Origin of the sequence: Blastopirellula sediminis, assembly GCF_020966755.1 — a bacterium.
In the GTDB taxonomy this organism is placed as follows: domain Bacteria; phylum Planctomycetota; class Planctomycetia; order Pirellulales; family Pirellulaceae; genus Blastopirellula; species Blastopirellula sediminis.
Window position 1 is genome coordinate 679525 of record NZ_JAJKFT010000010.1, and the last position, 15856, is coordinate 695380.

General features: G+C 59.9%; 12 protein-coding genes. 6 read left to right on the top strand and 6 right to left on the bottom strand.

Translation table 11 applies throughout. The annotated features are described in order from the left end of the window. Positions 1 to 117 precede the first annotated feature (117 nt). A complete protein-coding gene (locus tag LOC68_RS14340; protein ID WP_230219932.1) occupies positions 118 to 1767 on the top strand; it encodes a GGDEF domain-containing protein in 1650 nt (549 codons plus the stop codon). A 562-nt stretch (positions 1768 to 2329) separates the two neighbouring features. Further along, positions 2330 to 4858, top strand: coding sequence for a hypothetical protein (locus LOC68_RS14345; RefSeq protein WP_230219934.1), 2529 nt, complete (start codon positions 2330 to 2332; stop codon positions 4856 to 4858). 417 nt (positions 4859 to 5275) lie between these two features. Here LOC68_RS14345 and LOC68_RS14350 read toward each other — a convergent pair whose 3' ends face one another. After that, a complete protein-coding gene (locus tag LOC68_RS14350; protein WP_230219936.1) occupies positions 5276 to 6070 on the bottom strand; it encodes an undecaprenyl-diphosphate phosphatase in 795 nt (264 codons plus the stop codon). Between the two features lie 252 nt (positions 6071 to 6322). On the opposite strand from LOC68_RS14350, the gene LOC68_RS14355 reads away from it, so the two are divergent. After that, the gene (locus LOC68_RS14355; protein WP_230219938.1) at positions 6323 to 9646 is read left to right on the top strand and encodes an efflux RND transporter permease subunit; all 3324 of its coding nucleotides are present in this window, start codon (positions 6323 to 6325) and stop codon (positions 9644 to 9646) included. Between the two features lie 169 nt (positions 9647 to 9815). Here the strand turns inward: LOC68_RS14355 and LOC68_RS14360 are convergent, their stop codons facing one another. Next, entirely contained in the window at positions 9816 to 10724 is a 909-nt protein-coding gene (locus tag LOC68_RS14360; RefSeq protein WP_230219940.1) for a FliM/FliN family flagellar motor switch protein, read from the bottom strand. 134 nt (positions 10725 to 10858) lie between these two features. Here LOC68_RS14360 and LOC68_RS14365 point away from each other — a divergent pair, with 134 nt between their 5' ends. Continuing rightward, positions 10859 to 11191 carry a hypothetical protein gene (locus LOC68_RS14365; protein ID WP_230219942.1) on the top strand — a complete coding sequence of 111 codons (333 nt, stop codon included), beginning with the start codon at positions 10859 to 10861 and terminating at the stop codon, positions 11189 to 11191. 58 nt (positions 11192 to 11249) lie between these two features. On the opposite strand, the gene bcp is transcribed toward LOC68_RS14365, so the two are convergent. Continuing rightward, positions 11250 to 11729 carry a thioredoxin-dependent thiol peroxidase gene (gene bcp, locus LOC68_RS14370; protein WP_230219943.1) on the bottom strand — a complete coding sequence of 160 codons (480 nt, stop codon included), beginning with the start codon at positions 11727 to 11729 and terminating at the stop codon, positions 11250 to 11252. Between the two features lie 157 nt (positions 11730 to 11886). Next, complete coding sequence (locus LOC68_RS14375; RefSeq protein WP_230219945.1) at positions 11887 to 12243, bottom strand: DUF4870 domain-containing protein; 357 nt, start codon at positions 12241 to 12243, stop codon at positions 11887 to 11889. Between the two features lie 140 nt (positions 12244 to 12383). Here LOC68_RS14375 and mutY point away from each other — a divergent pair, with 140 nt between their 5' ends. Further along, positions 12384 to 13490, top strand: a complete 1107-nt coding sequence (mutY, locus tag LOC68_RS14380; protein ID WP_230219947.1) for an A/G-specific adenine glycosylase — start codon at positions 12384 to 12386, stop codon at positions 13488 to 13490. Between the two features lie 126 nt (positions 13491 to 13616). Here the strand turns inward: mutY and LOC68_RS14385 are convergent, their stop codons facing one another. Both LOC68_RS14385 and LOC68_RS14390 read right to left on the bottom strand, forming a co-directional pair. Next, positions 13617 to 14024, bottom strand: a complete 408-nt coding sequence (locus LOC68_RS14385) for a hypothetical protein (RefSeq protein ID WP_230219949.1) — start codon at positions 14022 to 14024, stop codon at positions 13617 to 13619. Positions 14025 to 14112: 88 nt separating this feature from the next. Next, entirely contained in the window at positions 14113 to 15057 is a 945-nt protein-coding gene (locus tag LOC68_RS14390) for a DUF1559 domain-containing protein (RefSeq protein ID WP_230219957.1), read from the bottom strand. Positions 15058 to 15309: 252 nt separating this feature from the next. Here LOC68_RS14390 and LOC68_RS14395 point away from each other — a divergent pair, with 252 nt between their 5' ends. Continuing rightward, positions 15310 to 15846 (top strand): sigma-70 family RNA polymerase sigma factor, encoded by a 537-nt coding sequence (locus LOC68_RS14395; RefSeq protein ID WP_230219959.1) that lies wholly within the window; start codon positions 15310 to 15312, stop codon positions 15844 to 15846. The last annotated feature ends 10 nt before the right edge of the window (positions 15847 to 15856 follow it).

Genomic DNA, 15856 nt, shown 5'->3' on the forward strand with positions numbered 1-15856 from the left:
TTTTCCCCGTAGCTGCAAATTGACTGTACGTCGCCGTGAACTAAGTAAATAGAGTCAACTTCGCGTCCACGTGAGACGCGCTGGACGCACTCTCCAGAACTGCACTCGGAAGATCGCATGAGCGTCTTTACCATCGACATCCTATTGAGCATCGGCTGCACGGCCATTGGATTGGCGTGCGGATGGTTCCTATTTGGCAATCATCCGTTGTCGCCGATTCGACAGTTGGCCAGTTCGGTAGATTCGCTCCTCAACCACTTGCGTGAGCAGCGTGAAGCGAAGTCGGCGCAGCAGCCAGTCGCTCCGATCGCCATCCCCGCGCTCGAAAGCGTATCGGTCGAAGCGAAGCCCGAGACCGGCGACGACGCGATCGCGAATATCACGCAGAAGGAACTGCGCAAACTGCTCGAACAAGTTCACGAACTGACCGAATCGGTTCGCAGCGACGTCGGCGAACATACCGATCGCATGGCCCGCATCAACGAAGGACTCGCTGCTCGTTCGACCGACGCCAACTCGGTGACCGACGCCATCTCGCAGCTGATCGACGCCAACAAGTCGCTGGGCGATCGTTTGAACCAGGCCGAGATGCGCCTGCTCGAACAATCCCAAATCATTCAATCGCAAACGGTCGAAGCGCGAACCGACGCGCTGACCGGGCTCCCCAACCGCCGCGTCTTCGATCACGAGATGTCGCGCCGGATGCAGGAATTCCAACGATCGCGCCGTCCTACGTCGCTGATCATGCTCGACATCGATCATTTCAAGAAATTCAACGACACCTACGGCCACATAGCTGGGGACGAAGTGCTGAAGCATGCGGCTCGCACCTTGGAACGGGTCGCTTCGACGATCGGCGGCGCCGCGATCCGATTCGGCGGCGAAGAATTCGCAATGATCCTGCCGGGCTCCAACATTTTTGACTCGCAGATCGCCGCCGCTCGCGTCGTTCGCGCCATCGCTTCCATGGAAATCGTCTTCGAAGGCAAACTGCTGCAGGTGACGACCAGCGTCGGCGTGGCCGAGTTCGGCCGTAGCGACGACGAAGCGAACTTGCTTAAACGAGCCGACTCGGCGCTGTACGCCGCCAAGAATGCCGGCCGCAATCGCGCTTATTGGAACGACGGCGAGAAGTCGCGGCCGGTCCTGAGCGAGACGCAACGCGCCGACGAAGCCCCGGTCGAAACTCCGCCGGCCGAAGAGAAGCGAGCGTTCGTGTCGCAAGCCGAAGAGTTCCGCGGCGACATTCACCGCCGCTTGCACCAATTCAAACGAGACTCGCTGCCGATCTCGCTGATCCTGTTGGGCGTCGACCGTTACGACGACTTCGTCGCCAACAACGGCAAAGGCGTCGTTAAAGCGTTCAACGATACGCTGGAACGAATGCTGATCGCCGCGATGCGAGACATGGACCACGTCGGTCGCATCGCCGAAGGTCGCTACGGCATCCTTCTGCCGTCGGCCAGCATCAACCGCGCGGCCGCCGTCTCGGATCGGTTACGGAAAGCGGTCGAACGATTCAAGATTCGCAAGGACGACGACGTTCGCCAATTCACCATCTCGTGCGGCGTGACCGAAGCGCTCTCGGGAGACGGCTTGGATCACCTCTTCCTGCGTGCCGAAGCGGCGCTAGGCAAAGCCATCGAAGCGCAAGGCAATCGCGTCGCGCTTTGCGGCAGCGAAATGGAGATCGACTCTCCGATCTTGATTCGCACTTCGCCAGCCGCCGAACGCAGCGAACCGAACACGGCGCCGGCGTCCCGCTAGTCCCGAGAGAACGCAAGAGCGAACACGCTAGCGAAAGTCGCATGCAGCACGCGTGCGACTTCTTTTTTTCTTGAGCGAAAATCGCCCTTGACCCGATTTCTGAGATGGAATATCTTGCCGCCTCACGACGCGAGAGGCAGTCGAATAATGTTCCGCGAACAGCCTTCGACGGCAGCTCGCCGCGCTTGAAAAGATAGAGTCCTGCACCGGAATACTACCTGGTAGTTTTCTGCGGATCGCAAGTCGAACTATCTGCACGGATGCGGATGGCGAGATTTGAAATCGGCTCAACGCGTGTAGCTTGTGAATAAAGACCCGCAACTTGGCCGCGTCAAGGATGACGCCGGCCCAGTAGCATCCAATCGCTCCCGGAAGAGCAACGGATCCTAAGCCCCCCTGGGATACCGAGACTTTCCGGGGGCCTTTTTTTTTGCGCTCGCCGTAAGTTTCTTTGCGCCACGGTCGGGCAGCAGATTCTCTTGAGCCCCGCTCCCTGCGCGAACATAATGGGGCGTGCCCTATCGGCGACGTCCCTTCTCCACCATCACGATTCGCCGTCCCTATGTTTGACCTCTCCAGCTATCGACAGCGACGCTGGTTGCTAGCGGTCCTTCTCCTAATTTTTTTCTCCGCCGCTGCGCTGCCGGCGCGAGAATGGAAATCGGGCGAAGGACAACTTCTGGCCGACGGAAAATTGCTTGCGGCCGACTCTCAGCAGATCACGCTCAAGTTGAAGGATCAGAGCGTGACTGCAATTCCGCTCGCGTCGCTTTCGCGAGCCGATCGTGAGTTCGTCGATGCGACGCTCGCCAAGTCCGATGCGATGCGGGCCGCTTTCTACAACCAGACCCACCCGCTCGTGCAAAACGTCGAGCGTCCCGTGACGCCTCCTAACGGCAAGTGGCGTTCGGCCGTCGACCCGCCGCAGGTGCAATTCGCCATCCCGGCTGGCGTCAAGATTCCGTTCACGGTTGATCCCAACGACGGTCATCCCGATTCGGACGAAACCTTCATCTTTCCGACGGGGCCAAGTCCGTTCCTCTTTCACGCGCCGACCCGGACCGTCTGCGACTTGCGCAGCGGCTCGACTCAAATGCTCAGAAAGGCGCCGGCTCAATTCTCCGCTTCCGCGATTTCGCCCGACGGCAAACTGCTCGCCCTGTTGTTCACCCGCGCCGTCGGCGCGCAAGAGATCTGCGTCGTCTTGTGGGACATCGCCGCCGATTCGCTGGTCCGCACCATCACGCTGCCGACTCTCGACGATGATGATCCCCGCATCGATCTGTTCGCCTTCGCTGGCGCCGATCGCATCGTGGTGAAAGAATTCTCAGCGCAATTCATCCTGAACATCACGGTTAGCGACGGCGCCCTAAAGCGCCTCCCGTGCGATCGCGACTCCGCGACCCGCGGCGGTTTCGCCCTCAGCCCCGGCGGGCAGTTTCTCTTCTTCTATCCTGACGTCGGCCAGTCCGATCGCGTCTTGGTTTACGATCTGATCACTGGCAAGCCGCACGGACACCTTCTGATTCCGGCACATCCCCTCGGCCCGGAAGAACGGACGATCTCCCACATCAACATGGAGTCCGGGGTGAATGAATATCGCCGCGTTCGGCTCTGGATCGAACAGGCCGACGGAATGTCAGTTTCTTCCAGTGGTCGCTACTTATTCTTTTTCTACTCTCGCCATTATCAAGGGGAGATCGTTTGTTACGACCTGGATCGAGGCGGGATCGTCGCCCATCACGTACTGAAAGATGAGTTGGAACCCCGTACGACCTCTTGGTGCGGCGACGACTTTGGCTGCCTGGTCGACGGCGAAACGCTTGTCGCTCGCAAGACGTGTGAGGTCTGCTTTGAACGCCGGCAACTTGACGGCGAAGCGAATCGTACCGCCCGCTTCGTCGATACCGACAAACTGTTCTACGCCGATCGGCAGGCGATCCACATCGTTCGGATGAGCCAGTGGGATATCGACAAAGGAATCTACAACCACATCGCCGGCGCTACCGATCGCGACGAGGGACTACCGCTTTTAACCGCCGTCCCAAACCCGGCGCCCCCGACCGCTTGGCGCGTCCCAGGGAACCAGCCGCTGACGGTTGCGCCGTCCACAACCTCGGCGCCGCCGCAATCGGCCGCCTTCGCGCCCAACTCCTCCAAGCTTCGTATCAGCGAATCGTATGCGAACGACGCGGGACGAATCGTCGGCAGCGACGAAGGGTATGGGGCGGCCAGCTTCGACATGGCGACCGGCCGCATGGCCCGCTACGTTCCGCCGGAGTCGACGCGCTCGATTGCTCGGGACGTTTCGGTCAGCGGCCGCTATGCGCTCCTGACGCTGGACTACGACTCGAAACTGCGTCTCGACGTTTTCGCGGCCGAGACGATGGAACCCTACGCGTCGCTCCGCATGAGTCGCTCTCGCACCGATCAGGCCAAAGAGGTCATCTGGGGCGGACTGGTCGACGATCAACATCTTGCGGCGGTCACCCAAGATGGCGTCCTCACCTGCTGGACGCTGCCGACTTGCCATCAGGTTTACAGCGTGCAACTGCCGCTCGTTCCGACCGGCGCCTTTTTCAGTCCGCAGCGAGATCGGATCTTGCTCGCCGGCGGCGCCAACGATGGGATCGCGATCGTCGACTCGGCCAGCGGCGAAGCGATCGGGCGTCTGCACGACATTTCGTTGTCGAGCATCTTCGGCGAACTGAAAACCGGCGCGTTCTCCTCCGACGGCAAGACGTTGTCGGTCGCCTACGACATCGGCCCCGGCAATCGTTTGATCTCCATTTGGAGCCTGGAAACCGGCCTGCCGATCAAGCATGTCAAAAGCGACTTGCTCGTCGAACGGCTCGTCTATGCTGATGGCGACCAGTTGATGGCGATCGTCGGCAAGTCGCCGCAGTCGGCGGTGCGGTTTCTCAACGGTTCGCTCGGCGCTCCGGAAACGATTCAACCTTCCATCTCTGGTCGCACTCAACCAGAACTGATCGTCGTCGGCAGCAAGATCTGGTTTCTCGATGGAGATCGTCTCTTCTCCTTGCGAATTCCAGCCAACGCCGCCGGCGCGGCGCCAGGAGGATCGCAATGACGCGGTATTTTCTGCTGATCGCGACGGTCTGCGGTCTGATCTTAGGCGGCGAATCGCAGGCTCGCGCCGAGTCGCATCACTGGGACTCGGTCGACGGCAAGTTTTCGATCGACGGCGAACTACTACGCGTCGAGAAGATCGAGTGTGTGATTCGCACCGACGACGGGCGCGAAATCCGTGTTGGTTTCGGTCAGCTCAGCTTGACCGATCTGGCGTACGCGGCCGATTGGCAAAACGGTACCCTCCCCAAGCCGAAGACGCCAACTCAACCGACGACGCCGGCTCCTTCCGCAACGCCTCCCATCGAGTTTACGCCGCCCCGCGTTCCCACTCGTTCGATGAAACCAACGATACCGTCGCCAGAATCTCCTGCCGCAGTTCCGCCTCCGACGCCACAACCGGAACCGGACGCGACGTCTAGCGCGCCAACAGATAGATCAGCATCCCGCCGCCGACCGCAAAGCACCACCACGCAAAATAGTGCAGGCGTTTCTTCTCCAGCACGCGGATAAGCAGCGCGATCGAAACGTAGCCGATCACCGCCGCGATCAACGCCCCGCCCAGCAACTCGCCGAGCGAAAGCTGCGGACCTGCTTCCACATCGCGGACGCGCTGAATCACTTCCCACGTCACCGCCCCCAGAATCGCCGGCAGCGCGAGCAGGAACGAAAAGGTCGCCGCTTGTTGCGGCTTCAAGTCGGTTGTCAGGCCTGCGGCGATCGTCGTGCCGCTACGTGAAATGCCTGGCAAGATCGCCACCGCTTGCGCGACGCCGATCCCCAACGCCTGCAGCCAGGGGAGTTTACGGTAATCCGCGTCGCCGCCGGTTTGGCGACTAGTCCATAAGAGCATCCCCCCAGTTGCTAGCAAGCAAACGGCTGCGACGAGCGGACTCTCGAGCATCTGATCCAAGTCAGTCGCTTTCAGAATCAGCGCCGCGGCGACGGCCGGCAACGTCCCCAAAACCAACAACCCCACCACGCGACGGTCTTCGGTTAGGAGCCGCAGGATCTCGCGCCAGTAGTACGCGATGATCGACGCGAATGTCCCTAAGTGAAGAAATATGTTCAGTTCGACCACGTCGAATTGCTCCGGCGTGACCCCCAACAGCGTCGCCAGAATGACTACATGCCCGGATGAACTGATAGGGAGGAACTCGGCGATCCCTTGCACGATCGCTAAGGCGACGATTTGCCAAAAGGACGTATGCATTCGGGCTTATCAAGACTGAGGGTTAGGAAGAATAGGAAAACATAGCATCCACCGAAATGCGGGGAAGGTACCTCTGCCGCTAGCGATTGGCATTTACCAACCCCCTTGGAAACATTAGTCTGGAACGTCTGATTGTGGTGGGAAGTCGCACGCTTTTAGAGTCAAATGTGCTGATAGTGCGCTGATCGTTACGATCGGTGCAATTCGTAGCCGCCCCGCACCGCCACATTGATTCCTTTGGCGCTGATGTCCATGCAAGATCGCCGTCCTACGTTTTTCCAACGTTACTCTCTGCTCATTTTGATGGCAGTCTTCTTCCTGATTCCGTTCGCCCTGCGGGGTGCGCGGCTCTCTCTGGAACGGATGAAGAATGACGTCAAAGATTGGCTGCCGGACGACTTTAGCGAAACGAAAGACCTCTCCTGGTTCCGCGATCACTTCCTCGGCGAACAGTTCGTGCTGATCAGCTGGGAAGGGTGCTCCGCCGACGATCAACGTTTACAACTGCTGGCCGAAAAACTGGTCCCCACCGCGCCGACCGACGGCGATAAAAAGTTCGGCGCCCAAGTCGCCGGGCATGACCAGAACTTCGCCGGCGATCGCTACGGACTCTACCTCACCGGCAACCTCTACGAAAACTGGGGCGGCGAGGAAGAAAAGTGGTTTAAGGGAACCGGCGAAAAATGGTACTACCTCCTTCCCGATGGCGAACTGCGCAGTTGGAACGGCGGCAGCACCATGCTCGGCGCGATGTATCGCAGCGGCGAACGTCTGCTGACCGGCGGCAATAAACTCTCCGGCGAATACGCCGCCACCGTCGACAAGAAGTATTACAAGCGTCCCGCGACGCTCCAGGCGCATCTCTTCAAGTCGGTCGTCACCGGTCCGCAGGTTCTGGCGCAACTCGCCGAGCCCGGCGGCTCGCTTCTTCGCGATGAAGAGAACGCCAATGGTGAAGATCTGGCCGAAGCGAATCGGATCGCCCACGAACGACTGCAAGGCGTGCTGTTTGGCCCGGACGGCGAACAAACTTGTTTGATCGCCACCTTGAGCGACGCCGGCAAGGTCGACTTGCGACGGACGCTCGGTCGCGGCTTCATGGGACGTCCGCTTGGTCGTCTGCGCGAGCTCGCCATCGAAGCGGGCATTTCGCAGGACGAACTCCATCTCGGCGGTCCGCCGGTCGACAACGTCGCGATCGACGAAGAAGGGGAAATCACGCTGGCTCGTTTGGTTCTCTTCGCGGTCGCGGTCGGCGTCTTCCTGTCATACCTCTGCTTGCGCAGCATCAAGCTGACGATCATGGTCTTCTTCGTCGGCGGGGTGAGTGCGATCACCAGCATGTCGCTCGTCTACTGGCTCGGCAGCGCACCGGATGCGGTGCTCATGTCGATGCCGGCGGTGGTTTACGTCCTCGGTCTGGCGGGTGCGATCCACATCATCAACTACTACAAAGACGCGGTCGAAGAAGAGGGCCTGGATGGGGCGCCTGAAATGGCGGTCGCCCACGGCTGGCGTCCCTGCTTGATCGCCGCACTGACGACCGCGCTTGGTCTTGGATCGCTGGCGACCAGCAACATCGCCCCGATCAAGAAGTTCGGCATCTTCTCCGCCCTCGGCGTGATGGCGACGTTGGCGCTGTTGTTCACCTATCTGCCCGCCGCGCTGCAGCAATGGCCGCCCAAGCTGAAAAAGTCAAAAGAGGGCGCCCTGCAAGCCAAGTCGCCGCTGACCGTCTGGATGGAAAACTTCAGCCTTCGCGTCGCCGATTTTATCGTCGCACGCAGCACGCTGGTCGCCGGGCTCTGCTTCCTGTCGTTCATCATCTTCGGCTATGGGCTGACCCAGATCAAAACGTCGGTCCAGCTCTTGAAGATGTTCGACGGCGGCTCCGAAATCATCCAGGACTACGCCTGGCTGGAACAGCACATCGGCAAACTGGTGCCGATGGAACTGGTCGTTCGCGTCGAACCGCAGCTACAGGGAACCAGCGGCAACGAACCGCCGGCCGATGCGGAACAAGTCGCGGAAGAAAAATTCAAATACACGTTCCTCGAACGGATGGAGATGGCCCAGCGCGTGCAGAACGCGGTGGAAGATGTGCTGGGGCCGCAAGGGCGCGACCTGGTCGGCAACGGCATGAGCGTCGCCACCTTCGCTCCCGAACTGCCGGAATCGGGCGGCACGACGCGCGACTTCGCCATCCGGGGCGCTTACAACCGCCGCTTGGAAGAGCATCGCGAAGAGTTCCTCAAGACCGACTATCTCCGCCAGGAAGCGGACGGCGCCGAGCTGTGGCGCGTCAGTCTCCGCTTGGGGGCGCTGCAAGATATCGAATACGGCCGCTTCGTTACGGATCTGCGCGAGATCGCCGAGCCGGTGATGGCCGCCTATCGCAAGCGGGACGAAATCTTGCGGACGATCGACAAGGCGAACGACGGCAAAGGTTTCGTCACCGAACGCGTGACCATCCTGGGCCCCAACTTCATGGCCTATGACGAACAAAAAGCAAAGCGCGATGCGGGCGAACCTGTCGCGTACACGCTCGATCCGCAACAGATCTACGCGATGACCCTGCGCGATTTGCTGATTAACGCCCGCTTGAGCGTCAACTACTTCGACCCGATCGGCAACGCCGAGCATCCGGATGGAAACTCGCAGGCGCGACTCGACTTGCTAATGAAGCGGGACCAGTACTTCGTCGTCGTCGCCGATTCGCCGAAGTATGACCTGGACGCGATCAAAGCGGCCGGCAAGACGCTGATCTACGCGACCGAATATCAATACGATCCCACCGCGCCGCAATACGCGGTGACCGATCCGGATCTCCCTCAGCTCACGATCGTCTACACCGGCGTCGTACCGGTCGTTTACAAGGCGGCCCGTACGCTGTTGTCGAGCTTGGTCGAAAGCACGCTTTGGGCCTTCGGCCTGATCGCGCTGGTGATGGCCTGGGTGCTGAAGAGCGTCCGCGCTGGCATCGTTTCGATGTTGCCGAACGTCTTCCCGGTGGTGCTGATCTTCGGCTTCATGGGGATGGCCGGCATCGAAGTCGACATCGGTACGATGATGACCGCCAGCGTCGCGATGGGGATCGCGGTCGACGATACGATCCACTTCCTCACCTGGTTCCGCTGGGGCCTCGATAAAGGCTTAAACCGCGGCGACGCGATTCGCGAAGCGTACCGCCGCTGCGCCGTCGCGATGATGCAAACCACGATCATCGGCGGTTTGGGGCTCGCGGTCTTCGCCGTCAGTTCGTTTACGCCGACGCAGCGTTTCGGCTACTTGATGGTTTCGCTCCTTGCAGCGGCGCTCTTGGGCGACTTGGTATTCCTACCGGCGCTCTTGGCAGGCCCGCTCGGCTCGATGTTCCGTCCGGATAGGAAAGCCCACCTCAGCGGCGGTCCCAGCGATGGCGAAACGCCCAGCGAACCGGAATCGGACGACGATCTCGACGCGCCGGCCGTGATTCCGGTCGCAATCCATCGCGGCGAAAATGGCCACAACGAAAACGGCCACAGCGATCCGAGCAAACGAACCGACTCGCACTACCGCAGCGGCAAAAGCGGCTAACAGAGCTCACACTAACCCGAGGCGCAAGCCGAGGGAAAGCGTGACGGAGCGTCGAACAAGAGACGATTCCAGTTCTGGCCACAATCGAACGGTCGGCTTTCAGTGATCATGGAACCGCATTCCCTCGGCTTGCGCCTCGGGTTAGTGTGATTACCCTCACGCCGCGCAACTAACGCACGCGGCGGTTGCCTTTGATCGAGATAAACCGTTCTTCCGGCAGCAGGACGTTGGTCACGCGCATGCCGAACTTGTCGCCGATCTTCACCGCTTCTCCTTGGGCGATGCGGTGTTCTCCCACTTCCAGATCGATCGACTCTTCGCACGATTTGTCGAACTGAATGATCGAGCCGATCCCCAGTTCGGTGATCTCGCTGATTCGCATCTTCTTCGTCGCCAGCGTGACGTTCACTTCGACGGCGATCTTCAGCAAGCTCTTCGCATAGTTAGGAAGCTGGTGATAGTCGGCCGCTCCCGTTCGCTGCGGCGGCGGAGGAGTCGCCGCAGCCGGTTTCGGCTTTTCTTCGACGTTCAACTTCGGATCGTTCTTCGGGGTGTCGGTCGGTTGCTGCGGAGCGGCGCTCGATTTAAAGATCGCATCTCCCTGCGGCGCCGGCCATACGAGGAGCGCCTCGCCCGATCCGTTTTCGCCCGAGAGCGGCAAACTGACGCAGGCCGAAGCGTCGCCGCAGCCTGCCTTCTTCAAACCGGCCCGGATGTTCTCGATCTTCCCCGCTTTGAAGTCGAGCGGCATGAACTCTTCCGGCAGCAGCAGCATCCCCAGCTCTTGGGCCAGAGTCGCCAGCTTGCTTTCGCCGGTCGGATCGGGCGCCGCGTACCAATCAGGCAACAGCCCGCTCGACTCCGGAATCAGGATGACCGCCGCTTCCAGATCGACCTTCAACAAGATCGCCAAACCGGCTTCTTCCTGGGCGACGGCGGCCGAATAGGCCCCGGCTTCGCCAACTTCCAGCGTCATCGAACTTCCCAGCGCACGGCTCAGCGCTTCGCTCGCTTCATCTTTGCCAACCTGGCAAGCGGCGACGACTTGTTCCTTGATCTTCGCGGTGAAATCAGCCATGCGTTACCAAGAATTCGATTAGGGGGCGGCGACGGGGTACAATAACGGCTCGTCTTCTTTTGATCGACCCGCGGACCGCCAAACTTTACCCAATCCGCAAAGTCGGCAAATTCCGCTAGCAGTCGAGGAGTTCCGTGAACCAACCGCCGGAAGAGGAATTCGACTCCGCTAGCAGCCCGTCAGACGTGACCCCCTCTCGTTATCAGTTTACGTTGCGTCACTTGATGTTGCTGATGATGCTGGTCAGCGTGATCGCCGCCTTCTTTCGACTCCTCCCTTACAGCGAGGAGTTCTTCTGGTTCTACGCGATCTACTTTGGCGGCGTCGCCCTCTACGCCGTCGCGCATATTCCGCTGATCAACAGCGAGCTGATGCGAATGCGCCGCGCCGCTGCGCGTCAAAGAGAAGAGGCGATCGCCTACGCGGAAGAAGCCCGCCGACGCAAGAGAGCAGGGGAGGGAAAGTGAACTCTACGCGTCATGCTCTCACGATCTCTTCGTCGCAAGAGCATGACGTAGATGATTCCTACTTCTTCAACAACTCATCCAACGCTTCGATCACTTTCTGATCGTGTCCGTCGACTTGGACCCGTTTCCAGACCTTCGCAACTTTGCCGCTGCCGTCGATCAGGAAGGTGCTGCGCTGAATGCCCATCGTCACCTTGCCGTACATGTTCTTTTCGCGCCACGCGCCGTACTTCTCGGCCACCTTGTGATCGACGTCGGCCAGTAGCGGAAAGTTGAGCTGGTACTTGTCGCGAAACTTGACGTGGCTCTCAACGCCGTCGGGGCTGACTCCGTAGACCTTCGCGCCGCGCTTGGTCAGCTCTTTCTTTTGATCGCGGAAGGCGCACGCTTCTTTGGTGCAGCCAGGGGTGTCGTCCTTCGGATAGAAGTAGAGAACGACCGGTGAGCCGGCCAGGTCAGCCAGTTTCACTTTCGTGCCGTCATCCGCAGCGAGCGTAAACGCAGGGGCTTTTTTCCCTTCTTCAACCCAATCGGCCATTGTTGGACTCTCCATGTTGAATCGCTTTGGTTTGGGAACACGGGTGGCACTGCTGGCTTGTCCAGCAGTGCCACCCATTATCGATGCGTTTTTTCGTCGGTCTGCCTTATCGTAGCGACGAGGCGCGATACGAACACCCTGGGAGGACCCGAAAATTCTAGAAGAAGCGGATGCAGAGGGGATACCGATACCATTCCCCTTGGTTCGCTTTGACCGCTGCAATGATCGGCATCACGATGGCGAAGGCGCCGATCGCCGGGAGCAACAGGAACCCCACGTACGCGCAAATCAGAACCACGCCGATCGTCACGTAAATCAGAATCGACAGCTGAAAATTGATCGACTCGCGGCCATGGTGATCGATGAACTCCGACTCCTCCTTTTTCATCGACCACAAGATCAGCGGCGCGATGACCGCCACCAGCGGAATCGGGATGACATAGCCGGAAAACGACAGCAAATGGCAGAGCATCGCCATCGTACGGTTTTCGGGAGTGGGAATTTCCGCTTCCATGGGGTCTCTTCAAGGGGAGATTTCGACAATCGGAAGGAGATTCGTCGCGGCGGTCAAAATCTTGGAGGAAAAAACTTTGGCGACTTCCGCTATACTTTAACCCTAAACCGACCCGCAAACAAAACGCTTCTCCGCTTCGCATGGACGCTCTCGCCACCCCTCTTCCGACGTTGCCCAACACGGCCTGGCTCCGCAAGTTTCAGCGGCAAACGCTCGCTTGGTACGCTGGGGCCGCCCGCGATCTTCCCTGGCGGGAAAATCGCGATCCCTACCGGATCTGGATCAGCGAGATCATGCTCCAGCAGACCCAGGTCGCTACCGTCCGGGCCTACTTCCAGCGGTTCGTCGCCGCGTTCCCCACGGTCGCCGACCTGGCCGCCGCCGACGAAGCGGAAGTGCTGCGGCTCTGGGAAGGGCTCGGCTATTATCGCCGCGCTCGCCAACTGCACGCCGCCGCCCAACAGATCGTCGAGCTGCACGCTGGCCAATTCCCCCGCGACTTCGACGCGGTCCTCGCGCTCCCTGGCATCGGACGGTACACCGCCGGGGCGATCTGCTCGATTGCGTACGACGCGCAAGCGCCGATCCTCGAAGCGAACACCATCCGTCTCCACGCGCGGCTCTTGGCCTATCGCGAAGATCCGACCAAAACGGCCGGCCAGCGACTCCTCTGGCAATTCGCCGAGCATATCCTCCCCAACGAAAACGTCAGCAGCTTCAACCAGGCGCTGATGGAACTCGGCAGCGAGATCTGCACTCCGCGCAATCCGCAGTGCGAAGTCTGTCCCGTCGCCACCCTCTGCCGCGCGCGGCAAGAGAAAGGGGTCGCCGAGATCCCGGCCGCCAAAAAGAAGATGCAGTACGAAGACCGCTTGGAAGTGGCGATCGTCGTGCGGCGAAAGAAAGAAGTCCTGCTTCGCCAGTGCGGTCCCGACGAACGCTGGGCCGGGCTTTGGGATTTCCCCCGCTTTCACGTCGCCAGCGAAGCGGAGCTCCTCAGCGGCGAACTCGCATCGCAACTGCAAGCGCGAACTGGGCTGACCGCCGCGATCGGCTCACGCCTGACGACGATCAAGCATGGGGTGACGCGCTACCGGATCACGCTCCACTGCCACGAAGCGGAAGGAGCGTCGGGCCGCCTGCGCAAAGATGACGCCGCTCCGCTCGTCTGGGCGGCGGTCGCCCAGCTGCATGACTTCGCCCTCAGCACGACCGGGCGAAAGATCGCGCGGCTCTTGGCGAAGTAAAAAAGGTTGGGTGCAGCGAAACGTTCTCCAGCGATTCGCTTGCGACGCCTGCTGATCGACGCAAACGAACGACGCTTTAAGACAAAGCCTGAGCTGTTCCCCGCCTGCCGCACCCAACCTACGAGTTCACTTGAGATCGAAGTTGAGTTCTTTGTTATCTTCCGGCAGAATCTCGCAGGTCAGCGTCGACTGATCGTTGTATTTGGAGGGTATGTACCAGTCGAGCGACTCGTGCATCACCCCCATATCGTCCTTGACCATTGGACCAGGCCGGCTCGCTTCGACGTAGACCCGCATTACGCCGTCCGTCGTTTTCCCGGCGTACTTGCCGTCGACAATCTTGACTCCCACCTGAGCGCCCCCGCCCGGCTCGGTCGGGAAAAAGACAATCATGCCGTCGGGAATCGGATCTCCTTGGTAGGTGACCATTCCCGATACGGGATACTTCGGCGGGCCAGAATCATAGCTGCAGCCGAACGAAACCGTCGTGGCGACCGTCAGCAGCCACAAGCAAAATCGGTATGTTTTCGTCATCCGTCGGTACTTTCGAATTACATTTTGCGGCGCCGTCGATGGTCGGTCACCGCAAAACAGCAGGGAGAAAAGGAAAACGCCTATCGCCTTAGTTGCCTTGCGGAATTTCGCCACCCGCACGCGTTCCCAGCGCAGCCCAGATCGGATTATCAACCGTTTCCGCGATGAATCGAACCGAACCGTCGGCCATCGTGACGTTCACGCCGCCAGTGTGGTAACTGCGCGATGTGCAACGATAGAAGCCGCCGCTCGTCGGGCCGGCGCAAGGCGCCCGTTCGGTACTGATGAAGTTGCCGGACGCCTGACGATCCGAAGAGGTCGGCGCCTTGGAGTTCGGATTGAAGTAAGTTGTGAGGATCAGATTGCCGCCGCCGGTCGTGCCGACATAATAGCTGCCGCGGCGATCATGGCTGGTTCCTTGATCCGGAACTACCAAGATCTCGCCGACCAGCGCCGTGTTGGTCGTTCCGTCCAGAATGTCGGCGAATCGGGTCTTCGAGGCGCAATAGAAGATCCCATCTTCATCCCGACCGAGGTTATACAGACCATCGAGCCCAGAGAAAGCGAGATAATTGCCGGCGAATCCGTAGCTTCCGTTGGTAATCTTCCCACCGTTGGGATCCGAAGGACAGAGAAAACCTTCGATCACGTTCGCGCGGATCGAAGTCTCCCACGCATAGACCGGCGAAGCGCCATGCACTTCTTCCATGAACTTGTCATAGATCGCGGTCTGTTCCATCATCGGCAGGATCACTTGCATCCAGCCGTAACGCATCTTGTTGGAATGTCCGATGCCCGGCAACCAGTTATTGATGTCGACGAACGATCCCGGCGGAAAGTTGAGATGGGTGTCGTGATAGTTGTGCATCGCCAGCCCGATCTGCTTCTGGTTGTTCGTGCACGACATCCGCCGAGCCGCTTCCCGCGCTTGCTGCACGGCCGGCAACAATAGAGCGATCAACACGCCGATGATCGCGATCACGACCAACAGCTCAACGAGCGTAAAACCGCCTCGGTTTTTCGAGGGTGTCATAGAAAAGTCCCTGCAATTGAAGAGAAACTAGAATAAGGCCCAAAAGATGGATCAATACTTAATCCACCGCTCCTCTCGGAATTCCCCCTCGCTTTTTCTTCTTTTTTCCGTTTGACTGCTAATTAATTGGGCGGACGGCAAGTTTTTGTCCAGAAGCGCAAGGGTGCGCGGGGAATTCGACGCTGGCGCGGAGAATAATAGGGAAGGCCCGCCGCTGGCCGATTTTTCCCCGATCAGACAAATTGCCAGTTCATGCCTGACCCTTCCGCCGAACATCCCGATCCGACGCCGTTCGTCGAGTTGATCGTGAAGCACGAGCGGGCGCTGTCGGGCTACATCCGCAGCATGCTTCCTCGCATCGACGATGTCGAAGAAGTCTGGCAAGCGACGGCGATCGAGTTGTGGGAAAAGTTCGACCAGTACGATCCGCAGCGGGAGTTCCTCCCCTGGGCGCAGAAGTTCGCCTACTTCGAGGTCCTCAAGTTCCGCCGCAAAGCGGCGCGCGACCGGATGGTCTTTTCGGAAGAGGTGCTGCAAGCGGTCGCCGACACCCACGCCGCATCGACCAGCAAACTGGAAGCCCGCAGCCGCGCCTTGCAAGGCTGTATGAAAAAACTATCGGCCGACGAGTTGAACCTGCTCCGCACGCGTTACGAAACGACCACCACCATCGGCATGATCGCCGACCAACTGCAAACGACTACCAAGACTCTCTATCGCCGACTCGATCGCATCCGCGATCGTTTGGCGCAGTGCGTTCGCCACCATGCGGCGCTCGCCGAAGAATAACCCCCGGGCT